Below are 21,734 nucleotides of genomic sequence, written 5' to 3' on the forward strand. Positions count from 1 at the left end.
GCCGGCATGTCCTTGAGATCATTGTCTTTCCTATTGGCTCTGCTGGCCGCCTTCCCATGGGCCGCGCAAGCCAGCGCCATCAATATCTGCTACCATTACGGCTGTTCCAGACATGCCTACGTAGACATCTCCGCCGAGGCCGACGCCTGGCTGGCCGCCCGCCTGTCCGCCGCCGACAGCCCGGAAACCGAACGTTCCGCCGTCAGCGACGCCGTCACCGCGCTTTACCACATCGCCGCGCGCACGCTGCCGATCTGGCAGGACAAGGGCGGCAATTTCCGCGACGGGCCCGCCGAAGGCCGCATGGACTGCGTGGACCACAGCAGCAACGTCACCACCTTCCTCACCTATCTGCAGGATCACGGCTGGCTGCAATACCACACGGTGGGCAAACCGGCCTGGCGCGCGCCGCGCCTGCTCGACCTGCATTACACCGCGGTGCTGCGCGACATGCTCTCCGGCCAGAACTGGGCGGTGGACAGCTGGTTCAAGGACTTTGGGCAAGCCCCGGTGGTGCTTGCCCTCGATATTTGGATGGAAGGATATTCCCCGTGACGGGTAAGAAAAGAATTGTCGTCGGCATGTCCGGCGGCGTGGACTCCTCGGTGACCGCCTCGCTGCTGAAGCAGCAGGGGCACGAGGTGATCGGCGTCTTCATGCAGAACTGGGAAGACGACAACGACGACGAGTACTGCTCGATCAAACAGGACGCGCTGGACGCGATGAGCGTGGCCGACATCGTCGGCATCGACATGGAAATCGTCAACTTCGCCAAGGAGTACAAGGACCGCGTGTTCTCCTACTTCTTGAAGGAGTACTCCGCCGGCCGCACGCCCAATCCCGACGTGCTGTGCAACGCCGAAATCAAGTTCAAGGCCTTCCTCGACTACGCGATGGAACTGGGCGCCGACTGCATCGCCACCGGCCACTACGCGCGCAAGCTGGAACAGGACGGCACCCACTACCTGATGAAGGCGGTGGACCACACCAAGGATCAGAGCTACTTCCTGTACCGGCTGCAGCAACATCAGCTGGCCAAGGCCATTTTCCCGCTAGGCGACATCCGCAAGACCGAGGTGCGCAAGCTGGCCGAGGAAGCCGGCCTGCCCACCGCGGCCAAGAAGGACTCCACCGGCATCTGCTTCATCGGCGAGCGGCCGTTCCGCGAGTTCCTGAAACGCTATCTGCCCACCAAGCCCGGCGAGATGATCCTGCCGGACGGCAAGGTGGTGGGCGAGCACATCGGCCTGATGTATTACACCCTGGGCCAGCGCAAGGGGCTGAACATAGGCGGCGCACGCGACGGCACCGGCGAACCGTGGTTCGTCGCCGGCAAGGACATTCTCGGCAACAAGCTGATCGTGGTGCAAGGCCATGACCACCCGCTGCTGCTGAAGCCCGCCTTGGCGATGGCTGACCTGAGCTGGACGCTGCCGGCGCCGCCGGCGGCAGGCGAATACGCCGCCAAGAACCGCTACCGCATGGCCGACGCCAGTTGCAATCTATCCGCCATCGTCGACGGCCAGGCCACGCTGACCTTCCGCGACAAGCAATGGGCGGTCACCCCCGGCCAGTCCGCGGTCCTGTACGACGGCGATGTCTGCTTGGGCGGCGGCATCATCCAATAAGAAGCGGTTCAAAGTCCGCTGCGTGCCGACTGCACAATGAAAAAGCCCTGTGCCAAGCCGCAGGGCTTTTTCTTTCAGGCTCAAGGTTGCGGCAAGGGCTGCAGCCGCCTCAAGCCCAGGCTGATCGCCAGCATCGCCGCCAGGCTGGCCGCCAGCACCGCGGCAACGCCTTGCCAACCGCCCCTCCCCCACATCAGGCCGGACAAAGACCCCACCAAGCTGGAGCCCAGATAGTAGGCGCTCAGATAAATGGCCGAGGCCAGCGCCCGCCCCTGCCGCGCCCGCAGCCCCACCCAGCTGCTGGCCACCGAATGACCCGCGAAAAAACCGAAGGTGAACAAGGCGATGCCGGCTACCAGCAGCGTCACGCGGTCGCTCAGGGTCAAGCCCAGCCCCAGCAACATGGACAGGACCATCAGCCACAGCACATTGCGCCGGCCCAGGCGGTCCGACAACTTGCCTACCCAGGCCGATGACCAGACGCCGACGATATACAGCGAAAACACCAGCCCCAACAAGCTCTGGCTCATATTGAACGGCGCGGCCAGCAGACGAAAACCCAAATAGTTGTACAAGCTGACGAAACAACCGGACAACAAAAAGGCGCTGACGAACAACCAGGGCAGTCCTGGATCGCGGAACAAGCCCTTGGCTTCCCGCCACATGCGGCCGAAATCATGCCTGCGCGGCTGGAAATGACGCGACGGGGGCAGATTGCGCCAGAACAAGCAAGCCCCCGCCACGCCAAGCAAGGCCAGCGTCAGCAACGCCCAGCGCCAGCCTAGATGATCGGCCAGCAAGGAAGCGATGAAACGGCCGCTCATCCCGCCCAGCGCATTGCCGGCGATATACAGGCCCATAGAGTGGCCCAGTGACTTGGCGTCCACCTCTTCGCTCAAATAGGTCATCGCCACCGCAGGCAAGCCGGCCAGAGCCACCCCGAACGCCGCGCGCAGCCACAGCAGATGCTGGAAGCTGTCCGCCAGCGCAGACAGCAACATCAGCAGCGCGCCCAGCGCCAGCGCCGCGTTCATCAAGGGGCGCCGGCCCAGGCGATCCGCCAGCAGGCCGGCGGGAATCAGGCTCAGGGCCAGACTGCCGGTGGCCAGCGACACCACGCCGCTGGAGGCGGCCGGCGACAGGGTGAACTCCTGAGCGAACATCGGCATCAGCGGCTGCGCGCCGTAAAGCATGGCGAAGGTGCAATAGCCGCCGACAAACATGGCTCGCGCGGTGGCGCGAAATTCTGGGGTGCCTGCATGCAATTTGGCCGGGGGAAAGCTGGGTTCGGACGGTGGCGGCGCAAGGGCGCGAAGGCAAGGAGACGGCGAATCGGCGGACATGAAAAGCTTTCAATACGAAATATGGCTTTGAGCTTACGTCTTGGCCGAAAACGCAGTCCAATATATATTTAAATATCATTTGATACTTTTAAAATATCAATCATGGAACTACGCCATCTACGCTACTTCGTTGCGGTTGCCGAGGAGCTCCACTTCACCCGCGCGGCCCAGCGCCTGCACATTGGCCAGCCTCCGCTCAGCCAGCAGATCCAGGCCCTGGAGTCCGAACTGGGCGTGCGGCTGCTGCGCCGCCACCAGCGCAAGGTGGAGCTGACCGAGGCCGGCCGCCAATTCCTGGGCCGCGCCCAACGCATTCTGGCCGACGCGGAACTGGCCGCGATGGAAGCCCGGCGTGCCGCGCGCGGCGAAATCGGAGAGTTGAGCATAGGCTTCACCTCCTCTTTGCCGCTGTCCCCCATCCTTCACACCGGCTTGCACGATTATCGCCAGCGCTTTCCGGAGGTGCGGCTCAAACTGCGCGAGATGTTCACCACAGACCAATACCAAGCCTTGCAACAACGGCGACTGGACATCGGCTTCGTGCGCTTCAACGGTCTGGAGCCCATGGCGGACATCGCGATGGTGGAATTGCAGCGGGACGCTTTGCGGGTGGTGATCAGCGCCGATCATCCGCTGGCGGGCCTGCCGGCGCTGCGGCTCGAGCAATTGCGCGGGGAGAGCCTGATCGGCTATCCCCAGGAGGCCGGCACCGGCTTGAATACGGTGCTGCGCGAACTGGCGCGCCGCCAAGGCATGGACTGGCGGCCGCGACAGGAGGCGGGCGAGGCGATCACCCAAATCGGCCTGGTGGCCGCCGGACTCGGCATCGCCATCCTGCCCTCTCCGCTGGAATGCGTGCGGCTCCCCGGCGTGCGCTATGTGCCGCTGTTGGACGAGGGCGCTTATCTGGCGATGGGCTTGGCCACCCGTCTGGACGAAGATTCGCCGCTGGTGGCCCAGTTTTTCAATTTGATGCGCGAGCGCTGGCTCAACGACCGCCGCTGACGTCCAGCAAGCTGCCTGTACAGAAAGAGCTGGCGTCGGACAACAGCCAGACAATGGCGGCGGCCACCTCCTCGACCGCGCCGCCACGCCCCATCGGCACGCTGCCGGCCAGGCGCTCCACCCGGCCGGGCTCGCCGCTGGCGGCATGAATGCCGGTATGGATCAGCCCCGGCCGCACGGCGTTGACGCGAATGCCTTCGGCGGCCACCTCCCCCGCCAGGCCCAGGGTCAGGGTATCGATGGCCCCCTTGCTGGCGGCGTAATCGACATACTCTCCGGCCGAGCCCAGCCGCGACGCGGCGGAAGAGACGTTGACGATGGCGCCGCCAACGCCGCCATGGCGGGTGGACATCCGGCGCACCGCCTCGCGACAACAGAGAACGGGACCCAACACATTGCTGCGCAAGACTTGCTCCACCCGTTGCGCCGAGTAATCCTCCAGCCGGCCAATCGGCGCGGTGACGCCGGCATTGTTGACCAGCGCGTCCAGGCGGCCAAAATGCGCCGCCACCGCGTTGAACAAGCCCACGATGTCCGCCTCGAGCGAGACATCTGCGCAAAACGCTTCGGCGTCCGCGCCCGCTTGCCGCAGCTCGGCCACAACCGCCTCCGCTCCGGTTTGGTCAAGGCGGTAATTGACTGCAACGCGCCAGCCCTCCACTGCCGCCAGACGCGCGGTCGCCGCGCCTATGCCGCGCGAAGCGCCGGTAATCAACACCACTTTGACGCCCATCTTCACCCCTTGCGCATGAATTGCTGATGCCAGCGCGTGCGCGCGCCGCGCGCCGCGCCGAAACGCTCCGCCAAGCGCTCTCCGTCCCCCGCCGCCAGCATTTGACGCAATTGGTCCAAACCGGCGCGGTAGCGGTCGAGTTCCTCAAGCAAGGCGTCTCGGTTGGCCAGGCTGATGTCGGTCCACATTTCCGGATGGCTGCCGGCAATGCGGGTGAAATCGCGAAAACCAGTGGCGGCGAAATCAAAGCAGCGCTCGGCATCGGCCTTGCCCGCCACCATGTCGACATAGGCGAAGGCCAGCAAGTGCGGCAGGTGGCTGACGGTGGCGAACACCGCGTCGTGCTCCTGCGCCGTCATGCAGTGGATTTCCGCGCCGCAGGCGCGCCATAGCGCCGCCACTCGCTCGGCGACGGAAGGCAGGGTCTCCGGCAACGGCGTCAGCACGACTTTGCGGTTTTCGTACAAGCCGTACTGCGCGGCGGCGGCCCCGGATAGATCGGAGCCGGCAATAGGATGCGCCGGCACGCAATGCGCCAACTGGTCCGGCAAATGTCGGCGGTACAACTCCACCACGTCGCCCTTGGTGCTGCCGGCGTCGGTAACGACCGTCTCTGGACGCAGCCGCGGCGCCATCGCCGCCATCAGCGCGCCCATCTGCCCCACCGGCGAGGCCAGCAACACCAGATCGGCACGCCCGGCCACCTCGGCCAAATCCTGGCTGATTTCGTCCACCACGCCCAGTTCCAGCGCCCGTTCCAGGTTTTCCCGGGTGCGGCCGACGCCGATCACATGCCGCGCCATCCCGGCGCGCTTCAGCGACAGGGCGAACGAACCGCCAATCAGGCCCACGCCCACCACCACCAGGGTATCCATCCCTTGCTGCACCGCTTCTCCTCTATCCATCGCCTTGGAACCTAGAACGGCTATCATACCTGCCTAGTGTTGGCTGACAACCACTCCGTTGCGACGCATCAAGCGCGCGCCCTGCATAGGACACCCGATGAGCTACAGTTTTTATTGCTATTTCAAGGTCGACACGGACAACGCGCCCCTGCTTGCGCGGCTGCGGGCGCTGCAAGCCGGCGTCCTGGCCCGCGCTGGCGTCGCCGGCCGCCTACTGCGTCGACGCGACGACGCCGGCACCTGGATGGAAGTTTATGAGGAGATAGCCGACGCGGACGCTTTCCGCCGCATCTGGCAGGAGGTCAGCGCCGAATGCGGACTTGCGGCCTTAAGCCGCCATGAGGAGTGGTTTCAGCCGCTGGATTAAGGAGCTGTTCACGATCCGCTGCGCGTTGTGGAGCGTGACACGGTGAGTATCCCTTCGAAATGCACATGCACCGTGTCAGCCGTTTTCAAGGCGATATCGCCGAAGCACAGCAGACTTTGAACTGGTTCTAAGAGCCTGTTCACGATCTCGCGGGCAAGAGCGAGGCAAGGCGAAAACGAGCGAAAAAGCGGAATGTACACGTGGTACATGAGCATTTTGAGCTTGTTTTTAACGCCGTATCGCCGCAGCGCAGCAGATCGTGAACAGGTTCTAAGAAATCGGCCAGCTCAGGGTATCTGCCGGCCGCGCCAAGTGAAATCCCTGGACAAAGTCGCAACCGGCGGCGCGGGCGATGTCCAGTTGCATCTCGCTTTCTATGCCCTCGCCCACCACCTTGGCCCCGTGCAGCTTCAGGATGGCCACCAACTCGGCCAATTTGTCTCGCAACGCCGGCCGCATCAAAGCCCGCCGCATCAGCACCTTGTCCAACTTGACGTAATCAGGCTCCAGCAGCCACACCCGTTCCAGATTGGACGCGCCCTGGCCAAAGTCGTCCAGAGAAATCAGGAAGCCCAGATCGCGGTAGCGTTGCACCGCGCCATGCAGCCGCACCGGATCGCTGACCGCATCCTCGACAATCTCCAGGCACACATGGCTAGGCTGCACGCCCAGCAGTTGCAAGACCTCGGCGAAAAACTGCCCATGCGCCTCGCTGACATTCACCAAGTGCTGGGCATTGACGTTTAGCGACAGCACCAGGCCCGGCGGCGGCGCTTGCAACAAGAAATTGAGCAGATGCAGACAGCGCAGCTGTCGGTCCACATACACGGTGCGGCGCGGCGTGGTTTCCGCGGCGAACAGCACCGTGGGGATCAGCTGGCCGCCAAAACGGTCCGACACCCGCGCCAGCGCCTCCACCGACCACAACTTCGGCTCGCCGTCCTGCAAACGGAACACCGGCTGGAAGACGCTGCGAAAGCGCCAGTCCTCGTGCTGTCCGCGCACGCGCTCATCACGCCAGGACAAGGGCTCCGCCTCGAAGCCGTGCCTCGCCAGCATCTGATTCAGCTGCGGCAAGGCCGCCTGCACGCGCTGCGCGCCCAGATCCCAAACCGCCGCCTCACACTCCGCCATCGCCGACATCGCGCCTCCCGGCATGCGCCAAGAAAACCAAAACAAGAAAAAGGGCCGAACATCGTTCGGCCCAAACAGGATACGAGAGAAACCTGCATGCGGTTCCGTTGAACCGGCAAACAGAAAGAGGCCGGCTTCCCGGCGACAGCGCCGCCGAAGCCGCCAGCGCTCTACTGCGCCAGAAAGACCCGCTCAATATACATGGCGCTCTTTATCTCTAAAAATAATTAAATGCTCGTTGTATAGTTCACATAAATCTATGAGTCGAATTCAGGCTTGCTGCGAAGCCGGCTTGGCTTCCGTCTCATCCGTCTCCCCCGCCGGCCTTCCCATGATGCGGTCCAGCCACAACGCGATCACGCCGTCGCCGGTGACGTTGCAGGCGGTGCCGAAACTATCCTGCGCCAAATAGAGCGCAATCATCAGGGCCAGGCTGGCCTCGGGGAAATGCAACATGCTGGCCAGGATGCCCAGCGCCGACATCACCGCGCCGCCCGGCGCGCCCGGCGCCGCCACCATGGTCACGCCCAAGAGCAGGATGAAGGGGAACATCACATCCCAGCTAGGCACATCCAGGCCGGCCGTCATCAACATCACCGCGGTGGCGCAAGTCACCAGTGTGATGGTGGAACCGCACAGGTGGATCGTGGCGCACAGCGGCATTACGAAATCCGCCACCGGGCCGGAGACTTTCATCTGCTTGGCCGAGCGCAGCGCCACCGGAATCGTCGCCGCCGACGACATGGTACCCAATGCGGTCAGGTAGGCCGGCAGCATATTGCGGATCAAAGACCAAGGGTTGCGGCCGCTGGCGAGGCCCGTCACGGTGTACAGCAGGGTCAGCCAGATCCAATGCATGGCGATGGCCAGCACCAGTACCACGCCAAAGGTCTTCAGCGTGGAGAACACGGAGCCGTCGGCCGCCATCTCCGCGAAAACGCAGGCGATATAGGCAGGCAACAACGGAATCAGCACTTTTGCCAACACCAGTTCGACGATGTCCTTGCCTTGATCCACCACTTCCTTGAGGCGCTGCGCGCGGGTGACGGCGATGCCCAGGCCAAACACGAAGGCCAGCATCAAGGCGGTCATCACGTCGAACAGCGGCTTGATCTCCAGCGTGAACAAGGCCTTGATCGCCGCCGGCTTATCGGTGGCGTGCACGCCCTGAGCAATCAGCGACGGCAGCACGCCGGAGGAGACGGCGAAGGCCGCCAAACCGGACAGAATAGTGGAGCAATAGGCCAGCCCCACGGTCCAGCCCAGCATCTTGCCGGAGTTGGACTCCAACGCGGCGATGCCGCTCATGATGTAAAACACGATAATCAGCGGAATCATAAAGCCGATGAACTGCCCGAACAGGGCTTTGAAAGTCATCAGCAAGGCCAGCGGCCCATCCGGGGCCCATAGCCCCAGCGCCAGGCCAACCGCCATGCCGGCCAGTAGTTTAAGGATCAATTTCACGGCAACCTCTCTGAGCTTGGTCTTAATGTTGTTCGCGATCCGCGCATGCGCTTGCCGCCATGCCCGGTCCGGACACGGCGCGCCAGTCGGAAGAATGGAATCCGCCCGGCAAGGGCGGCTTGGACAAGAAAGCAGACGCGGTCTGGGCAGGCCTGCCGACAACGCCGGGAACTGCCCTCCCGGCGCCAGGCTTCAACCTTCAGGCTTGAAGCGACAGGCTGTGTTGCAGGGCGCTCAGCAGCGGATGAGGTGTCCAGCTGCGCTCGCCCAAGCGGGTAATCTGCCAGATACCCATCAGGCTATTGGAGAGAAACACCGCATCGGCGTCAATCAAGCGCGACGTGGAAAGTCGCGTTTCAGTAAAAGAGCGTCCGATATCCAAACAATACGCGGTCAACCAATCCCGCACCGCTCCGTTCACACCGCAACGGTCCAGCCTCGGCGTGACGATCGCTTCGCCTTCCAGCACGTAGACATTGCTCATCGTGCCCTCGGCCACCCAACCCTCCATGTCCAGCATCAGGCCCTCGGCGACGGCGGGATCTTGCCACTCAGAACGCGCCAGCACGTTCTCCAGCCGGTTTAGGTGCTTGATGCCGGCCAAAGCCGGCTGCAAGGCCAAGCGGGTTTCGCACCAGCGCGCCGTCACGCCCTGTTCAGATCGCTCCGGCGGATAGCCGTTCCAGGCCGCGGCGCTGACGATGCGAGTGCAGGACGGGGCCTCCGGCATCGCATAACCACGCGCGCCTGCGCCGCGGGTCAGCACAATCTTGGCCGCAGCGCGCGGCAGGCCGTCTCCCGCCGCGGCCAGTTCCGCCAGCAGCAAGCTTTCCTCCGGCGGGGGCAGGCGCAGCCTGCGCGCGTCGTCGCACAAACGCGCGTATTGCCACGCCCACAACCTGGGCTTGCCCTCTCTCAGCTCCAGCGTCCGAAACACGCCGTCGCCGTAGGCCAGGCCGCGATCCGCAGCGGCGATCCTCTCGTCGGACTGGCCGTTGATCAGCATCGCCATCAGGCCTGCTCCACGCCCAGCGCCCGCAGCAGGCCGCGCGCCTTGTGGCGGGTTTCCTGCAGTTCGCGCTCGGGATCGGAATCGGCGACGATGCCGCCGCCGGCGCGAAAACGCAGCGAGGCGCCCTCCTGCATGAAAGTGCGGATCAAGATGTTCAAGTCCATGCTGCCGTCGCGGTTGAGGTAGCCAAGGCTGCCGGTATAGGCGCGCCTAGCGCTGTTTTCCAGTTCGCGAATAATTTGCATGGTGCGCACCTTGGGGCAGCCGGTGATGGTGCCACCGGGAAACAACGCACGCAGCGTGTCAGCCGGACCCACCCCGGAACGCAGGCGGCCTCGAACATTGGATTCGATGTGATGGACATAAGCGTAGCTTGCCACGGCCATCAATTCGTTGACCTCAACGCTGCCGGGCAGGCAAATACGCCCCAGATCGTTGCGCTCCAGATCGATCAGCATCACATGCTCCGCCCTCTCCTTGACGCTGGAAATCAACCGTTGCTTCAAGGCGGCGTCTTCCACCGGGTCCAGCGAGCGCGGATGGGTGCCGGCGATCGGCCGCGTTTCCGCCCATCCCTCGCTCACCCGCACAAGTCTCTCCGGCGAAGAGCTGACGATCTGCGCGTCGCCAAAGTCCGCCAAGGCGGAAAACGGCGCCGGGTTGGCGCGGCGCAGAGCGGAGAACAGATCGACGGCGGCCACGCCGGCTTCCAGCTCGGCGCGCCAACCGCGCGAAATATTCACCTGGAACACATCGCCTTCGTAGATGTAGCGCTTGAGACGGACGACCGCGTCGGTGTACCACTGCGGCGGATCTTCCTCCAAACCTCGCAGAGCCACCGGACGCGGCGCGAACACCGGCGCAGCTTGGACCAGGCTCAACGCCCGCTGCCACAGTTCGGCGCTTTCCGCCACGATCCAGCCGCAGCCCTCGCGGCGATCCACCAGCACCGCGGCCGGGGTGCGCGCCAACGCCGCCAGCGGGAAGCTGTCCGGCAACGCTTCGGGCACGCTGGGCTCGAACTCGGACAGCAGATCGTAGCCCAGGTAAAGAAAATGCCCGCCGACAAAAGGCAGTTGGTGGCGGTTATCGACCTCTTGCGGCTTGAACTCCGCCAAGCGGCGCAGGAAATCGCCGCCTTCGCCCGCGTAAAACAGCTCGCGCCCGTCTTCCAGCAACAAAAGATCCCAGCCGGTGTCACCGGAGGACATCATCAAGTAGGGAAAGGTTTGCGGATCCGCCGCATGCATCGCCAGCAGGTCCGGCGCAAAATCCAGTTTCTGAGTGAACATCGAGAAAGTCCCGGGCCGGCAGCCCGGCGCAGCTTGCCGCCCGCTTTGACCCGGACGGCGTGAAAACAAAGAAAAACCGCTGCGAGTGTAGCGCAGCGGTTCGGGCTGTCAATCGACAAGACTACGATCAGACGCGCTTGAACACCAGCGTGCCGTTGGTGCCGCCAAAACCGAAGGAGTTGGAGATGCCGATGTCGATCTTCATCTCGCGAGCGGTATTGGCCACGTAGTCCAGATCACAGCCGGCCTCCACATCCTGATCGTGCAGGTTGATGGTGGGCGGCGAAACCTGGTTGTGCACCGCCAAAATGGTGTAGATCGCCTCCACGCCGCCAGCGCCGCCCAGCAAGTGGCCGGTCATCGACTTGGTGGAGTTGACCACCAGCTTCTTGGCGTGGTCGCCAAAGGCCAGTTTGAGCGCCGTGGTTTCATTGGCGTCGCCCAAAGGCGTGGACGTGCCGTGAGCGTTCACGTACTGCACTTGGTCGGCGTTGATGCCGGCGTCGCGCAGCGCGTTGCTTATGCCGCGCGCGGGCCCCTCGGCGCTGGGCGCCGTGATGTGGTGGGCGTCCGAACTCATGCCGAAGCCGATCAACTCGGCGTAGATCTTGGCGCCGCGTTTGACCGCGTGCTCATAGTCTTCCAGCACCAGCACGCCGGCGCCCTCGCCCATGACGAAGCCGTCCCGGCCCTTGTCCCAGGGACGGGAAGCCGTGGCCGGGTCGTCGTTGCGCGTGGACAAGGCCTTCATCGCGGCGAAACCGCCGATGCCCAGGCGGGAAACCGCGCCTTCGGCGCCGCCGGCCACCATGACGTCTGCGTCACCGTACTGGATCATCCGCGCCGCGTCGCCGATGCAATGCGCGCCGGTGGTGCAAGCGGACACGATGCCGTAGGTCGGACCCTGATAGCCTTTCAGGATGGATACCTGGCCGGCGATCAAATTGATCAGCGAGCCCGGAATGAAGAACGGGCCGATCTTGCGCGGGCCGCCTTCCTGCAAGGCCACGCCGGTTTCCTCGATCAGCGGCAAGCCGCCGATGCCGGAGCCGATGTTGACCCCGACCCGGGTCTTGTCCAGGCCCGGAATATCATCCAGCCCAGCGTCCGCCACCGCCTGCAAGGCGGCGGCGATGCCGTAATGGATGAACAGGTCGTTGCGGCGGGCTTCCTTCGGCGAGATATAGTCGCTGATCTCAAAGCCCTTCACTTCGCCCGCGATCTGGCAAGCCATGTCGCTGGCGTCGAAACGGGTAATCTTGGCGATGCCGCTGTGGCCGGCCAGCAAATTGGCCCAACCGGTGGCGACGTCGTTGCCGACCGGGGACACATGGCCCAGGCCGGTTACTACAACTCTGCGTTTTGACACGAAGAATCTCCGTGAGAGATGGGAGGGCAGTCTCCCGACGAGACCGTCCACGCATTACGATGCCCTACGGTTTGGCAGGGATCAAACGCGCGTTTGGCATCCTCTTGGCAAAAGACCTCTGCGAAGAGACCAGAAGGCTCCGGGCAGAGGTCCTAATACCCCTCGAAAGGGAAGGAATTACTTGTTCAAGTGAGCAGTGACGTAGTCGACGGCTTGCTGAACGGTGGTGATCTTCTCGGCCTCTTCATCCGGAATTTCGCACTCGAACTCTTCTTCCAGAGCCATTACCAGCTCAACGGTGTCGAGGGAGTCGGCGCCCAGATCGTCCACGAACGAAGATTCGATTTTCACTTCGGCTTCGTTCACGCCCAGTTGCTCGGCAACGATCTTCTTAACGCGCGCTTCGATGTTTTCCATTTGTTTAAACCCTTGACCTTTCTGATTCGGGATAACAAAACCCCGGTATTCTACAAAAAAAAATTAGAGCAGCCTACCTAAATCTCCAGGCGGGCCGCAAGCTCGTTCACGGCATCAACATGCCGCCATTGACATGCAGCGTCTGGCCGGTGATATAGCCAGCGCGATCCGACGCCAAAAACGCGGTGGCGTCGGCGATATCCTTGGCGTCGCCCAGGCGGCCCAGGGCAATCTGCTCGACCAGCGCCGCGCGTTGCGCTTCCGGCAGCGCGCGGGTCATGTCGGTGTCTATGAAGCCGGGCGCCACGCAATTGACGGTGATGTTGCGGCTGCCCACTTCGCGCGCCATCGACTTGGTGAAGCCGATGATGCCGGCCTTGGCCGCCGAATAGTTGGTCTGGCCCGGATTGCCGGACACGCCCACTACCGAGGCGATATTGATGATGCGGCCGAAGCGCGCCTTCATCATGCCCCGCAGCACAGCCTTGGACGCCTTGAACACCGATTTCAAATTGGTGTCCATGATGTCGTCCCAGTCTTCGTCCTTCATCCGCATCAGCAAGCCGTCGCGAGTGATGCCGGCATTATTGACCAGGATCGCGATTGCGCCGAACTCTTTCTCGATGGATTCGACCAGCGCGTCGATCGCGCCGGCCTCGGTCACATTCAGCACCCTGCCGGCGCCGCCCTGTGCGGACAGACGCTCATGGATGCTCGCTGCGCCGGCCTCGCTGGTTGCGGTGCCGATCACCACGGCGCCTTCGGCGGCCAGCGCCGCGGCGATCGCCGCGCCGATGCCGCGCGATGCGCCGGTGACCAATGCCACTTTGCCTTGCAGGCTCATTGCAGTCTCCTTATCGTTATTCCCGGCCCCGTCTTGGCGAGGCCGCATTGCATTCAGTTCAGTTCGCCGCGAGCGGCTTCCAGCGCCGCCACATCAGTCAGCGCCAGGCATTTGACGTTGCCGTCGATGCGCTTCGCCAAGCCGGCCAATACCCTGCCCGGCCCGCATTCCGCCATCTGCGTCACGCCATCGGCGGCCAGCTTCTGGATGGTCTCGGTCCAACGCACCGGCATGTACAACTGGCGCGTCAGCGCGTCGCGAATCTGCGCCGGCTCGGTGTAGCTGGCGACGTCTGCGTTGTGCAGCACCGGAATGGCCGGAGCGCTGATGTCCGCCTGTTCCAGCGCCGCGGCAAGCTGCTCCGCCGCGGGCCGCATCAGCGCGCAATGCGAGGGCACGGACACCGGCAAGGGCAGCGCGCGCTTGGCGCCGCGGGCCTTGCACTGCTCCATGGCCCGTTCCACCGCGCCTTTATGTCCGGCGATCACCACCTGGCCCGGCGAATTGAAATTGACCGCTTCCACCACTTCGCCCTGAGCCGCTTCCGCACAAGCGGCGCGGATGTCCTCGTCGGACAAGTTCAGGATGGCGGCCATCGCGCCGACGCCCACGGGCACCGCGGATTGCATCGCCTCGGCGCGCAGGCGCACCAGTTTCACCGCTTCGGCGAAGGGTAGTGCCGCCGCCGCCACCAAGGCGGTGTACTCGCCCAGGCTGTGACCGGCCACCAGCGTCGGCTGCCGGCCGTTCAACTCCTGCCAGGCCAGGTAAGTGGCGTAGCCGGCGGCCAGCATGATGGGCTGGGTGTTGACGGTGGCGTTGATCTCGTCGGCCGAGTCCGCCTGCAGCATCGCCCACAGGTCGACGCTCAAGGCGTCCGATGCTTCGTCAAAAGTGTGTTTCACCACGGGCAAATCGGCAAAGCCATCCATCATTTTCAAGCTTTGCGAGCCTTGGCCCGGGAACAGAAATGCAAACGCCATAGTCGACTCCTGAGAATTCGACGCAAGAATGACGCAAACCGGCGACGTCTGCCAAGCCTAACGATCAAATATCGCTCAGACTAGTGACCTCACGGTCAGCCGTCGGCGGCTTGCGCGCCAATGTTTGGATCAGATCTTCAACAATACAGCGCCCCAGGCGAAACCGCCGCCTATACCTTCAAGCAACACGGTCTGGCCTCGGCGAATGCGCCCGTCGCGCACCGCGCTGTCCAAGGCCAGCGGAATCGATGCGGCGGAAGTATTTCCCTGTTGCGGCAATGTGACGATCACGCGGTCCATCGGCAAGCCCAAATGCTTGGCGGTGGATTCGATGATGCGCAAATTGGCCTGATGCGGCACCAGCCAGTCCACTTCGCTCTTGTCGACGCCGGCTTCCGCCAGCGTCTTGACGGCGATGTCGGACAAGGCCTTGACCGCGAATTTGAACACAGCCGGGCCATCCATGTGCAGATAGGGCATGCCCTGGATCTTGCCGCCTGAAATCTGGGCCGGGGTGTTGAGAATGTCCTTGTAGCGCCCATCCGCGGCCAGCTTGGCATGCAGGATGCCCGGCTCGTCGGAATCGCCGAGAATCACCGCGCCGGCGCCGTCGCCGAACAGCACACAGGTGCGGCGATCGTCCCAATCCAGCACCCGCGACATGATTTCCGCGCCCACCACCAAGGCGCGACGGGCCATGCCGCTCTTGATGTAGTTGTTGGCGGTCACCAAGGCGAACATGAAGCCGGCGCATACCGCCTGCACGTCAAACGCCGCGCAGCCGGGAATGCCCAGTTTTTCCTGCAGCAAACAGGCGGTGCTGGGGAAGACCATGTCGGGAGTGGTGGTGGCGACGATGATCAGATCGATCTCGTGTTTGTCGATGCCCGCGCTCTGGATCGCGGCTTCCGCCGCCTTGAGCGCGAGATCGCTGGTTTTGTGTTCCTCTGCCGCAATATGGCGCGCGTGGATGCCAGTGCGCGAGACTATCCACTCGTCGCTGGTATCCACGCGTTCGGCCAACTGCGCATTGGTGAGCACCTGCTCGGGCAGAAAGCTGCCGGTGCCTAGAATGCGGGAATAGCCCATGGTTGTCAGTTCGCTTCCGCCTCGGACTGCTTGAGATTATTTAATTGGTGAGCAATCCGGTCGGCGATGTGACCAATCACGTCGGAGCCGGCTTCCTCGCAAGCCTGCTCCAGCGCGTAACGGAATCCTGTGACATCGGTCCCGCCGTGGCTTTTCACCACGATGCCGCGCAGCCCCAGCAAGCTGGCGCCGTTGTAGCGGCGAGGATCAATGCGTTTCTTGAAGAGCTTGAGCACCGGCAGCGCGGCCAGCGCGCACAAGCGCGTCCACCAACTGCGGCCAAACTCTTCTCTCAGGAACACGGCGAACATGTGAGCCAGCCCCTCAGCTGTCTTCAAAGCCACATTGCCGGTGAAACCGTCGCAGACTACCACATCCACCGTGCCTTTACAGATGTCGTCGCCCTCCACGTTGCCGTGGAAATTGAGTTCGGACTGGCGCAGCAGTTCAGCGGTCTTCTTGATATTGTCGTTGCCCTTGATCTCTTCCGAGCCGATGTTCAGCAGGCCCACGCTAGGAGTGGCGATGCCGCTAAGGCACACCACCAGTTCGGACCCCATGATGCCGAACTGCAACAGTTGTTCTGGAGTGCAATCGACGTTGGCGCCCAAGTCCAACACACAAGACAAGCCCTTGACGGTGGGCAGCATCTTGGCGATGGCGGGCCGGTCGATGCCGGGAATGGTCTTGAGCACGAAACGCGCGGTCGCCATTAGGGCGCCGGTATTGCCGGCGGACACGGCGGCCTGAGCCTCGCCTTCTTTGACCAGATTGATGGCCACCCGCATCGACGAGTCTTTCTTGTTTTTCAAGGCGAGCTGAGGCGCCTCATCCATGCCCACCACTTGGGTAGCGTGCTGGATGCGGATGCGTTCACGCGCGACGCCTTGGTGCGCGTCCAGTTCCGCCTCAAGGGCAGGCTGGTCGCCAACAAGAATCAAACGGGTGTCGGGATGGTTCTGCAGGAATTGGATCGATGCAGGGACGGTAACCTTGAGGCCAACGTCACCGCCCATTGCATCAACCGCGACGGTGATAGTCATCAACGAGTGCGGTAATAGTGCTGCCTAATCAGTGAGGAAAGTAGGAAAACGGGGAGATTACTCGCCCTTGGTCTTCACAACTTTGCGGCCGCGGTAAAAACCGTTCGGGCTGATGTGGTGGCGCAGGTGTGCTTCACCGGTGCTGGCTTCTACGGCCAATGCCGGGGCGGTCAGAAAATCGTGTGCACGATGCATGCCGCGCTTGGACGGGGACTTTTTGTTCTGTTGAACAGCCATGGTCGACTCCTAAGAAATTCAAGTAGATTCGGTTCGAATCCGGGTTTTACTCGGACTTGGGTCTCTTAAGCGCCGCCAGCACCGCAAACGGATTGGGCTTGTCAGCCTTGGCGAGCGAGAGAGTTTCCCTGCCGCAATCGTCGTGTTTCGGCGACAACGGCAAGCCCATAATGATTTCGTCTTCGATCAGCGCAGTCAGGTTCAGTTCCGGTTCGGCGATGATCGCGTCCAGCTCTTCGTCTTGCTCGCAAGCTTCTTCCAGCTTGTCCGGATCGGTAAACAAGGTGACCACCGAATCGGTGTCCAGGCTGTACGGCATGCTTTCCATGCAGCGCTGGCAAGTCACTTTGAGTTCCGCCGACAAATGAAGACGCAGCGACAAACGGTTCAACCGGTCGCGAAAACCGTCCAGGGCGTATTTTACTTCCCCGGAGGCGTCGGACAGGTCGCTGTGCACACGCTCATCCAGCTCGCCAACCGGCAGTTTGCCGGCTTGCGAACGCCCTTCCCGGGCGAACTTGAGCGGATCGATCAAAATCGGTTTAGACATAAACCTCGCATGGTACAATCCATTCCCCTGATTTGTCAAAAGAAACAAGGAGCCCTTCGCGCGCGCCGCCAGGCCGCCCCGGCTCCGCAACAAGCGACGTCCACATCATGCAGATCGTACTGGCCTCCACCTCCCGCTATCGCCAAGAAATCATCGCCCGTCTGGGCCTGCCCTTCCACGCCGAACCGCCGGTGTGCGACGAAACCCCGCTGCCGGGCGAAACCGCGCTGGAAACCGCGCTGAGACTGGCGCGCGCCAAGGCGCAATCGCTGGCGGAGAAGCATCCGCAAGCGCTGATTATAGGTTCCGACCAAGTGGCTTTGCTTGACGGACAGCAGATAGGCAAGCCAGGATCGTTTGAAAACGGCGTCAAGATGTTGCAATGGATGAGCGGCCGTACCGTGGTGTTCCACTCGGCGCTGGCCTTGTACAACAGCGCCGAAGGCCGCCTGCAGGAAACGGTGGGCATCACCCGCGTTACCTTGCGCGAACTGAGCGAAGCGCAAATCCGCAACTACCTGGAACGCGAACCGGACGCGCTGCACTGTGCCGGCAGCGCCAAGAGCGAAGGCCTGGGCGGCGCGCTGCTGGAACGCGTGGAATCCGACGACCCCAACGCGTTGATCGGCGTGCCCTTGTTCAAATTGATTACGATGCTGGCCAACGAAGGCGTGGAGATTTTGCGATGAGCGGCACCCTGTTTCTAATCCCCGCCCCCTTGGGCGACGAATCCATCGCCTGGCTGCCCGAAACCGAGCGCGCCAAGGTGCTGCACCTGACCCGCTTTGTGGTGGAAGCCGAAAAAACCGCGCGCAAGCATCTGAAGGCGCTGGGCGTCAGCGCGCCAATCCGCGAACTCGCCATGAGCACGCTGAACGAGCACACCCCGGCCGCCGACGTGGCCGCCTTGCTCCAACCGCTGCTGGACGGCCACGACCTCGGCCTGATTTCCGAAGCCGGCTGCCCGGCGGTGGCCGACCCCGGCGCGCAACTGGTGGCGCTGGCGCACGAACGCGGCTTGCGAGTGGAGCCCTTGATCGGCCCCTCCTCCATCCTGCTGGCGCTGATGGCCAGCGGCGCCAACGGACAGTGCTTCGCCTTCCACGGCTATCTGCCGGTGGACGCAGCGGACAAGGCCAAAATCGTCAAGGAACTGGAGCTGCGTTCGCGCCAGCGCAACGAAACTCAAGTCTTCATCGAAACGCCGTACCGCAACAATGCCTTGCTGCAACAGCTGCGGGACACGCTGTCCCCCGCCACCCGGCTGGCAGTGGCTTGCGACCTGACTTTGCCGAGCCAGACCATCGTCAGTCGCCGGGTCAAGGACTGGCCCAAAGACGCGCCGGATCTACACAAACGTCCGGCCATTTTCATCATTCACGCCGCCTGAGCCCGCCCATGGCCAAAATTCCGCCGCTGATCCACTCCCTGCTGGACACCGATCTTTACAAGTTCACCATGCTGCAAGTGGTGCTGCACCAATTCCCCGCCTCCCACGGCGAATACGAGTTCAAGTGCCGCAACCGTCCAGACATGCCGCTGACCCAGCTGAAGAAGGAGTTGGAAGCGCAACTGGACTGGCTGTGCCAGTTGCACTTCACCCAGGAAGAACTGGCCCACCTGCGCACGTTACGCTTCATCAAGAGCGATTTCGTCGATTACCTGGAACTGTTCCACCTGCAGCGGCGCTTCATCACGGTGTCCTGCCAAGACGAGGAACTGGTGATTCGCATCAAGGGCCCGCTGGTGCAAGCGATGTTCTTTGAAATCTTCGTGCTCGCCATCGTCAACGAACTGTATTTCCGCCGCCTCGATTCAGCCGAGGTCCGCGCCGAAGGCCTCCGCCGGCTGGAAGCCAAGATTGCCGTGCTGGAACGCTTCCGCGACAGCGAGGCCGAACAGCAACGCTTCCCCTTGCTGATCGCCGATTTCGGAACCCGCCGCCGCTTCAGCCGGGAATGGCAGCAGCACGTGGTGGAACGCCTGAACAACGCGCTGCCTGACATTTTCCGCGGCACCAGCAATGTCTACCTGGCCTGGAAACTGGGCATCACGCCGATAGGCACCATGGCTCATGAGTTTTTCCAAGCCTTTCAGGCGCTGGGGGTGCGGCTGCGCGACTTCCAGAAGGCGGCATTGGAATCCTGGGTGCAGGAATATCGCGGCGACCTCGGCATCGCGCTGACCGACGTAGTGGGCATGGACGCTTTCCTGGCGGACTTCGACCTTTATTTCGCCAAGCTGTTCGACGGCCTGCGCCATGATAGCGGCGACCCCTATCAATGGGGCGAAAAGGCGATCGCACATTACCGCAAGCTACGCATCGACCCGGCCACCAAAATGCTGACCTTCAGCGACGGCCTGAGCGTGGACAGCGCGCTGGACCTGCACCGCCACTTCAGCCCCAACATACAAGTCAGCTTCGGCATCGGCACTCATTTCACCAACGACATGGGGCTTGAGCCGCTGCAAATTGTCCTCAAATTGGTCAGCTGCAACGGCCAGCCGGTGGCCAAGCTGTCCGACAGCCCGGGCAAGACCATGTGCAGCGACGAAACCTTCCTCGCCTATCTGCGCCAGGTGTTCAAGGTGGCGCTGCCAACCTGAGAGCGTACTCAAAGTCCGCTGCGCGTCGGAAGGGAAATTGTGCGATGAGCGCCGGCTTCGAAATGCTCATGTACCATGCGTACATTCCGCTTTCTCAGCCGTTTTCGCCTGTCTCGCCCTGGCTCGCGAGACCTTGAACAGGCTCGGAGCCCTCCTCGAACGCCAGCGCGCTTAGCACTTGCCGGCGCGCCGGTTCTGGCAACCCTTCGCCGGCCAGCGCGACCGTCTGTCTGCCCAAGGCTTGATAGACGGCGCGCAACTCGCCATCGTCCATCGCCTGCAAATGCAGGGCCACCGTCGACGCGTCGCCCCGCGCGATCGGCCCGGTCAAGGCCGCTTGCGGCCCTAGCGCCAGCGCGTTCTCCAAGGTCTGCCGCATCAGACCGCCCAGCAAGGGCGTAATCAATTCTTCCGGCACACCGCCCTGCCCGGCCAAGTGCCGCGCGATGGCGGTCAGCGTCACCAGATAATTGGACGCCACCGACAAGGCCGCGTGATAGGCCGGCTTGCCGCCGTTGGTTAGTTCAAACGGCCGCCCGCCTATGGCCTGCGCCAGCGCCCGCAAAGCGACGCACGCCTCGGCGTCGCCCTCCAGCGCGCACAGCACGTCGGAAAACCCTTCAAGCGCGACAGCGGGATCGGCGAAGGAAAACGCCGGATGCAGGCTGCCGATATACGCGCCGCGCGCCGCCGTCGCCCGCAATAATTCGGACCCGCTAACGCCGCTGGCATGAAACACCACAGCGCCGGACGGCACGCCGGCCGCGGCCAGCCGCTGGGCGCAATCGGCGATCGCCGCATCCGGCACCGCCAGCAGATAAAGATCGGCGGCGGCCAAATCCACCCACTCCGTCACCGGCCGGCCCATGCCGATGAAGGCGCAGGCGGCGGCGGCGGAGCCCATATTGCGCGTCATCACGTCCTGCACGCTGTAGCGGCCGGAACGCCGCGCCAACGCCGCCAAGGTCTTGCCCAGGCGCCCCGCGCCTATGATGTTGATCCGAATCACGCTTCCCCCTGAACATCTCAACCGCCTGGGCGAGACCCGACCCGGGCGCAGACAAAAAAACATCGTTGCACGATAATGCGGTGCATGGTCGCCGCGCATCGGCGACGCCTGCCTCCGGAGAGATCCCACCATGAAGCTCGCCGTTTTTCTCGGCGTCATCGCCGCCGTCTTTCTCTACCTGATCACGCTATACAACGCGCTGATCAATTTGAAGCACCAGTTGACGCAAAGCTGGGCCAATATTGATGTCATCCTCAAACAGCGACACGACGAGTTGCCTAAGCTGGTGGAGGTGTGCCGGCAATACGCCCAGTTCGAACAGGAAACCCTGACACAGGTCATGGCCGCCCGCGGCGCGGTGGCCGACTCCGCCCGGGCCCGGGATCCGGAAGCCCTCGGCGCAGCGGAAGGCCGCCTGCACGGTCTGATCAGCCAGTTGTACGCGGTGGTCGAAGCCTACCCGGCGCTGCAGGCGGATCAGCAATTCTCGCAATTAAGCGCGCGCATCAGCCAACTGGAAGAAGCGTTGGCGGATCGCCGCGAACTTTACAATGAGGCGGTCAAACTCCACAACGCCCGCATCGAACAGTTCCCCGATGTGCTGCTGGCCCGATTATTTCACTTCCCGCCGGCCCGGCCGCTGCGTTTTGCCGCCGCGGAAACCCGCGACGTGGACATGAAAGCGCTGTTCGCGCGCGACTGA

The 21,734-nt window shown here is 63.1% G+C and carries 24 protein-coding genes; 8 read left to right on the top strand and 16 right to left on the bottom strand.

Annotated features, from left to right (window positions below):
* Positions 1-6: 6 nt before the first annotated feature.
* Positions 7-555 (top strand): hypothetical protein, encoded by a 549-nt coding sequence (locus MOV80_RS02215; RefSeq protein ID WP_232060522.1) that lies wholly within the window; start codon positions 7-9, stop codon positions 553-555.
* A complete protein-coding gene (mnmA, locus tag MOV80_RS02220) occupies positions 552-1,628 on the top strand; it encodes a tRNA 2-thiouridine(34) synthase MnmA (protein ID WP_345944375.1) in 1,077 nt (358 codons plus the stop codon). The genes MOV80_RS02215 and mnmA overlap by 4 nt, the downstream gene beginning before the upstream one ends.
* Positions 1,629-1,708: 80 nt before the next feature.
* Here mnmA and MOV80_RS02225 read toward each other — a convergent pair whose 3' ends face one another.
* Complete coding sequence (locus tag MOV80_RS02225; RefSeq protein ID WP_240315026.1) at positions 1,709-2,851, bottom strand: MFS transporter; 1,143 nt, start codon at positions 2,849-2,851, stop codon at positions 1,709-1,711.
* A gap of 222 nt (positions 2,852-3,073) precedes the next feature.
* On the opposite strand from MOV80_RS02225, the gene MOV80_RS02230 reads away from it, so the two are divergent.
* Positions 3,074-3,976, top strand: coding sequence for a LysR family transcriptional regulator (locus tag MOV80_RS02230; RefSeq protein ID WP_249604796.1), 903 nt, complete (start codon positions 3,074-3,076; stop codon positions 3,974-3,976).
* Here the strand turns inward: MOV80_RS02230 and MOV80_RS02235 are convergent.
* A complete protein-coding gene (locus MOV80_RS02235; RefSeq protein ID WP_039756362.1) occupies positions 3,960-4,709 on the bottom strand; it encodes an SDR family oxidoreductase in 750 nt (249 codons plus the stop codon). The two genes, MOV80_RS02230 and MOV80_RS02235, sit on opposite strands and share 17 nt — an antisense overlap.
* Positions 4,710-4,711: 2 nt before the next feature.
* The gene (locus MOV80_RS02240) at positions 4,712-5,641 is read right to left on the bottom strand and encodes a prephenate dehydrogenase/arogenate dehydrogenase family protein (protein ID WP_231138232.1); all 930 of its coding nucleotides are present in this window, start codon (positions 5,639-5,641) and stop codon (positions 4,712-4,714) included.
* A gap of 70 nt (positions 5,642-5,711) precedes the next feature.
* On the opposite strand from MOV80_RS02240, the gene MOV80_RS02245 reads away from it, so the two are divergent.
* Positions 5,712-5,981 carry a DUF4936 family protein gene (locus MOV80_RS02245; protein WP_019103882.1) on the top strand — a complete coding sequence of 90 codons (270 nt, stop codon included), beginning with the start codon at positions 5,712-5,714 and terminating at the stop codon, positions 5,979-5,981.
* 270 nt (positions 5,982-6,251) lie between these two features.
* Here MOV80_RS02245 and MOV80_RS02250 read toward each other — a convergent pair whose 3' ends face one another.
* From MOV80_RS02250 to MOV80_RS02305, 12 genes are all read right to left on the bottom strand, one after another.
* Positions 6,252-7,124 (bottom strand): EAL domain-containing protein, encoded by an 873-nt coding sequence (locus MOV80_RS02250; protein ID WP_249604797.1) that lies wholly within the window; start codon positions 7,122-7,124, stop codon positions 6,252-6,254.
* Positions 7,125-7,385: 261 nt separating this feature from the next.
* Positions 7,386-8,579, bottom strand: a complete 1,194-nt coding sequence (locus MOV80_RS02255) for a dicarboxylate/amino acid:cation symporter (protein ID WP_039756358.1) — start codon at positions 8,577-8,579, stop codon at positions 7,386-7,388.
* Positions 8,580-8,778: 199 nt separating this feature from the next.
* Entirely contained in the window at positions 8,779-9,591 is an 813-nt protein-coding gene (pabC, locus tag MOV80_RS02260; RefSeq protein ID WP_019103879.1) for an aminodeoxychorismate lyase, read from the bottom strand.
* Complete coding sequence (locus MOV80_RS02265) at positions 9,591-10,883, bottom strand: aminodeoxychorismate synthase component I (protein WP_118266721.1); 1,293 nt, start codon at positions 10,881-10,883, stop codon at positions 9,591-9,593. The genes pabC and MOV80_RS02265 overlap by 1 nt, the downstream gene beginning before the upstream one ends.
* A gap of 127 nt (positions 10,884-11,010) precedes the next feature.
* Positions 11,011-12,252, bottom strand: coding sequence for a beta-ketoacyl-ACP synthase II (gene fabF, locus MOV80_RS02270; RefSeq protein ID WP_039756356.1), 1,242 nt, complete (start codon positions 12,250-12,252; stop codon positions 11,011-11,013).
* 177 nt (positions 12,253-12,429) lie between these two features.
* On the bottom strand, positions 12,430-12,669 hold the full coding sequence (gene acpP, locus MOV80_RS02275; protein ID WP_019103041.1) for an acyl carrier protein: 240 nt from the start codon (positions 12,667-12,669) through the stop codon (positions 12,430-12,432).
* A gap of 106 nt (positions 12,670-12,775) precedes the next feature.
* Positions 12,776-13,513, bottom strand: coding sequence for a 3-oxoacyl-ACP reductase FabG (gene fabG / locus MOV80_RS02280; protein WP_019103321.1), 738 nt, complete (start codon positions 13,511-13,513; stop codon positions 12,776-12,778).
* A 53-nt stretch (positions 13,514-13,566) separates the two neighbouring features.
* The gene (fabD, locus tag MOV80_RS02285; protein WP_019103320.1) at positions 13,567-14,496 is read right to left on the bottom strand and encodes an ACP S-malonyltransferase; all 930 of its coding nucleotides are present in this window, start codon (positions 14,494-14,496) and stop codon (positions 13,567-13,569) included.
* A 129-nt stretch (positions 14,497-14,625) separates the two neighbouring features.
* Positions 14,626-15,585, bottom strand: a complete 960-nt coding sequence (locus MOV80_RS02290; protein ID WP_019103319.1) for a beta-ketoacyl-ACP synthase III — start codon at positions 15,583-15,585, stop codon at positions 14,626-14,628.
* A gap of 5 nt (positions 15,586-15,590) precedes the next feature.
* Positions 15,591-16,628, bottom strand: a complete 1,038-nt coding sequence (gene plsX, locus MOV80_RS02295; protein WP_039756064.1) for a phosphate acyltransferase PlsX — start codon at positions 16,626-16,628, stop codon at positions 15,591-15,593.
* Positions 16,629-16,685: 57 nt separating this feature from the next.
* Positions 16,686-16,865 carry a 50S ribosomal protein L32 gene (rpmF, locus tag MOV80_RS02300; RefSeq protein ID WP_011136965.1) on the bottom strand — a complete coding sequence of 60 codons (180 nt, stop codon included), beginning with the start codon at positions 16,863-16,865 and terminating at the stop codon, positions 16,686-16,688.
* A 46-nt stretch (positions 16,866-16,911) separates the two neighbouring features.
* Complete coding sequence (locus MOV80_RS02305) at positions 16,912-17,415, bottom strand: YceD family protein (protein WP_043591833.1); 504 nt, start codon at positions 17,413-17,415, stop codon at positions 16,912-16,914.
* A gap of 107 nt (positions 17,416-17,522) precedes the next feature.
* On the opposite strand from MOV80_RS02305, the gene MOV80_RS02310 reads away from it, so the two are divergent.
* Genes MOV80_RS02310 through pncB form a run of 3 tightly spaced genes read left to right on the top strand, consistent with a single transcriptional unit; the run spans position 17,523 to position 20,022 of the window.
* On the top strand, positions 17,523-18,104 hold the full coding sequence (locus MOV80_RS02310) for a Maf family nucleotide pyrophosphatase (RefSeq protein ID WP_043591835.1): 582 nt from the start codon (positions 17,523-17,525) through the stop codon (positions 18,102-18,104).
* The gene (locus MOV80_RS02315; RefSeq protein ID WP_081575713.1) at positions 18,101-18,805 is read left to right on the top strand and encodes an SAM-dependent methyltransferase; all 705 of its coding nucleotides are present in this window, start codon (positions 18,101-18,103) and stop codon (positions 18,803-18,805) included. The genes MOV80_RS02310 and MOV80_RS02315 overlap by 4 nt, the downstream gene beginning before the upstream one ends.
* A 17-nt stretch (positions 18,806-18,822) precedes the next feature.
* Positions 18,823-20,022, top strand: coding sequence for a nicotinate phosphoribosyltransferase (gene pncB, locus MOV80_RS02320; RefSeq protein ID WP_039756072.1), 1,200 nt, complete (start codon positions 18,823-18,825; stop codon positions 20,020-20,022).
* 94 nt (positions 20,023-20,116) lie between these two features.
* Here pncB and MOV80_RS02325 read toward each other — a convergent pair whose 3' ends face one another.
* Positions 20,117-21,031, bottom strand: coding sequence for a Rossmann-like and DUF2520 domain-containing protein (locus MOV80_RS02325; RefSeq protein WP_081950340.1), 915 nt, complete (start codon positions 21,029-21,031; stop codon positions 20,117-20,119).
* Positions 21,032-21,161: 130 nt separating this feature from the next.
* Here MOV80_RS02325 and MOV80_RS02330 point away from each other — a divergent pair, with 130 nt between their 5' ends.
* Positions 21,162-21,734 (top strand): LemA family protein, encoded by a 573-nt coding sequence (locus MOV80_RS02330; RefSeq protein ID WP_043591836.1) that lies wholly within the window; start codon positions 21,162-21,164, stop codon positions 21,732-21,734.

Origin of the sequence: Chromobacterium sp. IRSSSOUMB001, from assembly GCF_023507765.1 — a bacterium.
GTDB lineage: Bacteria > Pseudomonadota > Gammaproteobacteria > Burkholderiales > Chromobacteriaceae > Chromobacterium > Chromobacterium haemolyticum.

Bases quoted from the DNA above. Each gene is read 5' to 3' on its own strand.
- MOV80_RS02215 (WP_232060522.1), top strand. From the start codon at position 7: ATGTCCTTGAGATCATTGTCTTTCCTATTGGCTCTGCTGGCCGCCTTC.
- MOV80_RS02225 (WP_240315026.1), bottom strand. From the start codon at position 2,851: ATGTTTGTCGGCGGCTATTGCACCTTCGCCATGCTTTACGGCGCGCAG.
- MOV80_RS02230 (WP_249604796.1), top strand. From the start codon at position 3,074: ATGGAACTACGCCATCTACGCTACTTCGTTGCGGTTGCCGAGGAGCTC.
- MOV80_RS02235 (WP_039756362.1), bottom strand. From the start codon at position 4,709: ATGGGCGTCAAAGTGGTGTTGATTACCGGCGCTTCGCGCGGCATAGGC.
- MOV80_RS02240 (WP_231138232.1), bottom strand. From the start codon at position 5,641: ATGATAGCCGTTCTAGGTTCCAAGGCGATGGATAGAGGAGAAGCGGTG.
- MOV80_RS02245 (WP_019103882.1), top strand. From the start codon at position 5,712: ATGAGCTACAGTTTTTATTGCTATTTCAAGGTCGACACGGACAACGCG.
- MOV80_RS02250 (WP_249604797.1), bottom strand. From the start codon at position 7,124: ATGTCGGCGATGGCGGAGTGTGAGGCGGCGGTTTGGGATCTGGGCGCG.
- pabC (WP_019103879.1), bottom strand. From the start codon at position 9,591: ATGGCGATGCTGATCAACGGCCAGTCCGACGAGAGGATCGCCGCTGCG.
- MOV80_RS02265 (WP_118266721.1), bottom strand. From the start codon at position 10,883: ATGTTCACTCAGAAACTGGATTTTGCGCCGGACCTGCTGGCGATGCAT.
- acpP (WP_019103041.1), bottom strand. From the start codon at position 12,669: ATGGAAAACATCGAAGCGCGCGTTAAGAAGATCGTTGCCGAGCAACTG.
- fabG (WP_019103321.1), bottom strand. From the start codon at position 13,513: ATGAGCCTGCAAGGCAAAGTGGCATTGGTCACCGGCGCATCGCGCGGC.
- fabD (WP_019103320.1), bottom strand. From the start codon at position 14,496: ATGGCGTTTGCATTTCTGTTCCCGGGCCAAGGCTCGCAAAGCTTGAAA.
- MOV80_RS02290 (WP_019103319.1), bottom strand. From the start codon at position 15,585: ATGGGCTATTCCCGCATTCTAGGCACCGGCAGCTTTCTGCCCGAGCAG.
- plsX (WP_039756064.1), bottom strand. From the start codon at position 16,628: ATGACTATCACCGTCGCGGTTGATGCAATGGGCGGTGACGTTGGCCTC.
- rpmF (WP_011136965.1), bottom strand. From the start codon at position 16,865: ATGGCTGTTCAACAGAACAAAAAGTCCCCGTCCAAGCGCGGCATGCAT.
- MOV80_RS02305 (WP_043591833.1), bottom strand. From the start codon at position 17,415: ATGTCTAAACCGATTTTGATCGATCCGCTCAAGTTCGCCCGGGAAGGG.
- MOV80_RS02310 (WP_043591835.1), top strand. From the start codon at position 17,523: ATGCAGATCGTACTGGCCTCCACCTCCCGCTATCGCCAAGAAATCATC.
- MOV80_RS02315 (WP_081575713.1), top strand. From the start codon at position 18,101: ATGAGCGGCACCCTGTTTCTAATCCCCGCCCCCTTGGGCGACGAATCC.
- MOV80_RS02330 (WP_043591836.1), top strand. From the start codon at position 21,162: ATGAAGCTCGCCGTTTTTCTCGGCGTCATCGCCGCCGTCTTTCTCTAC.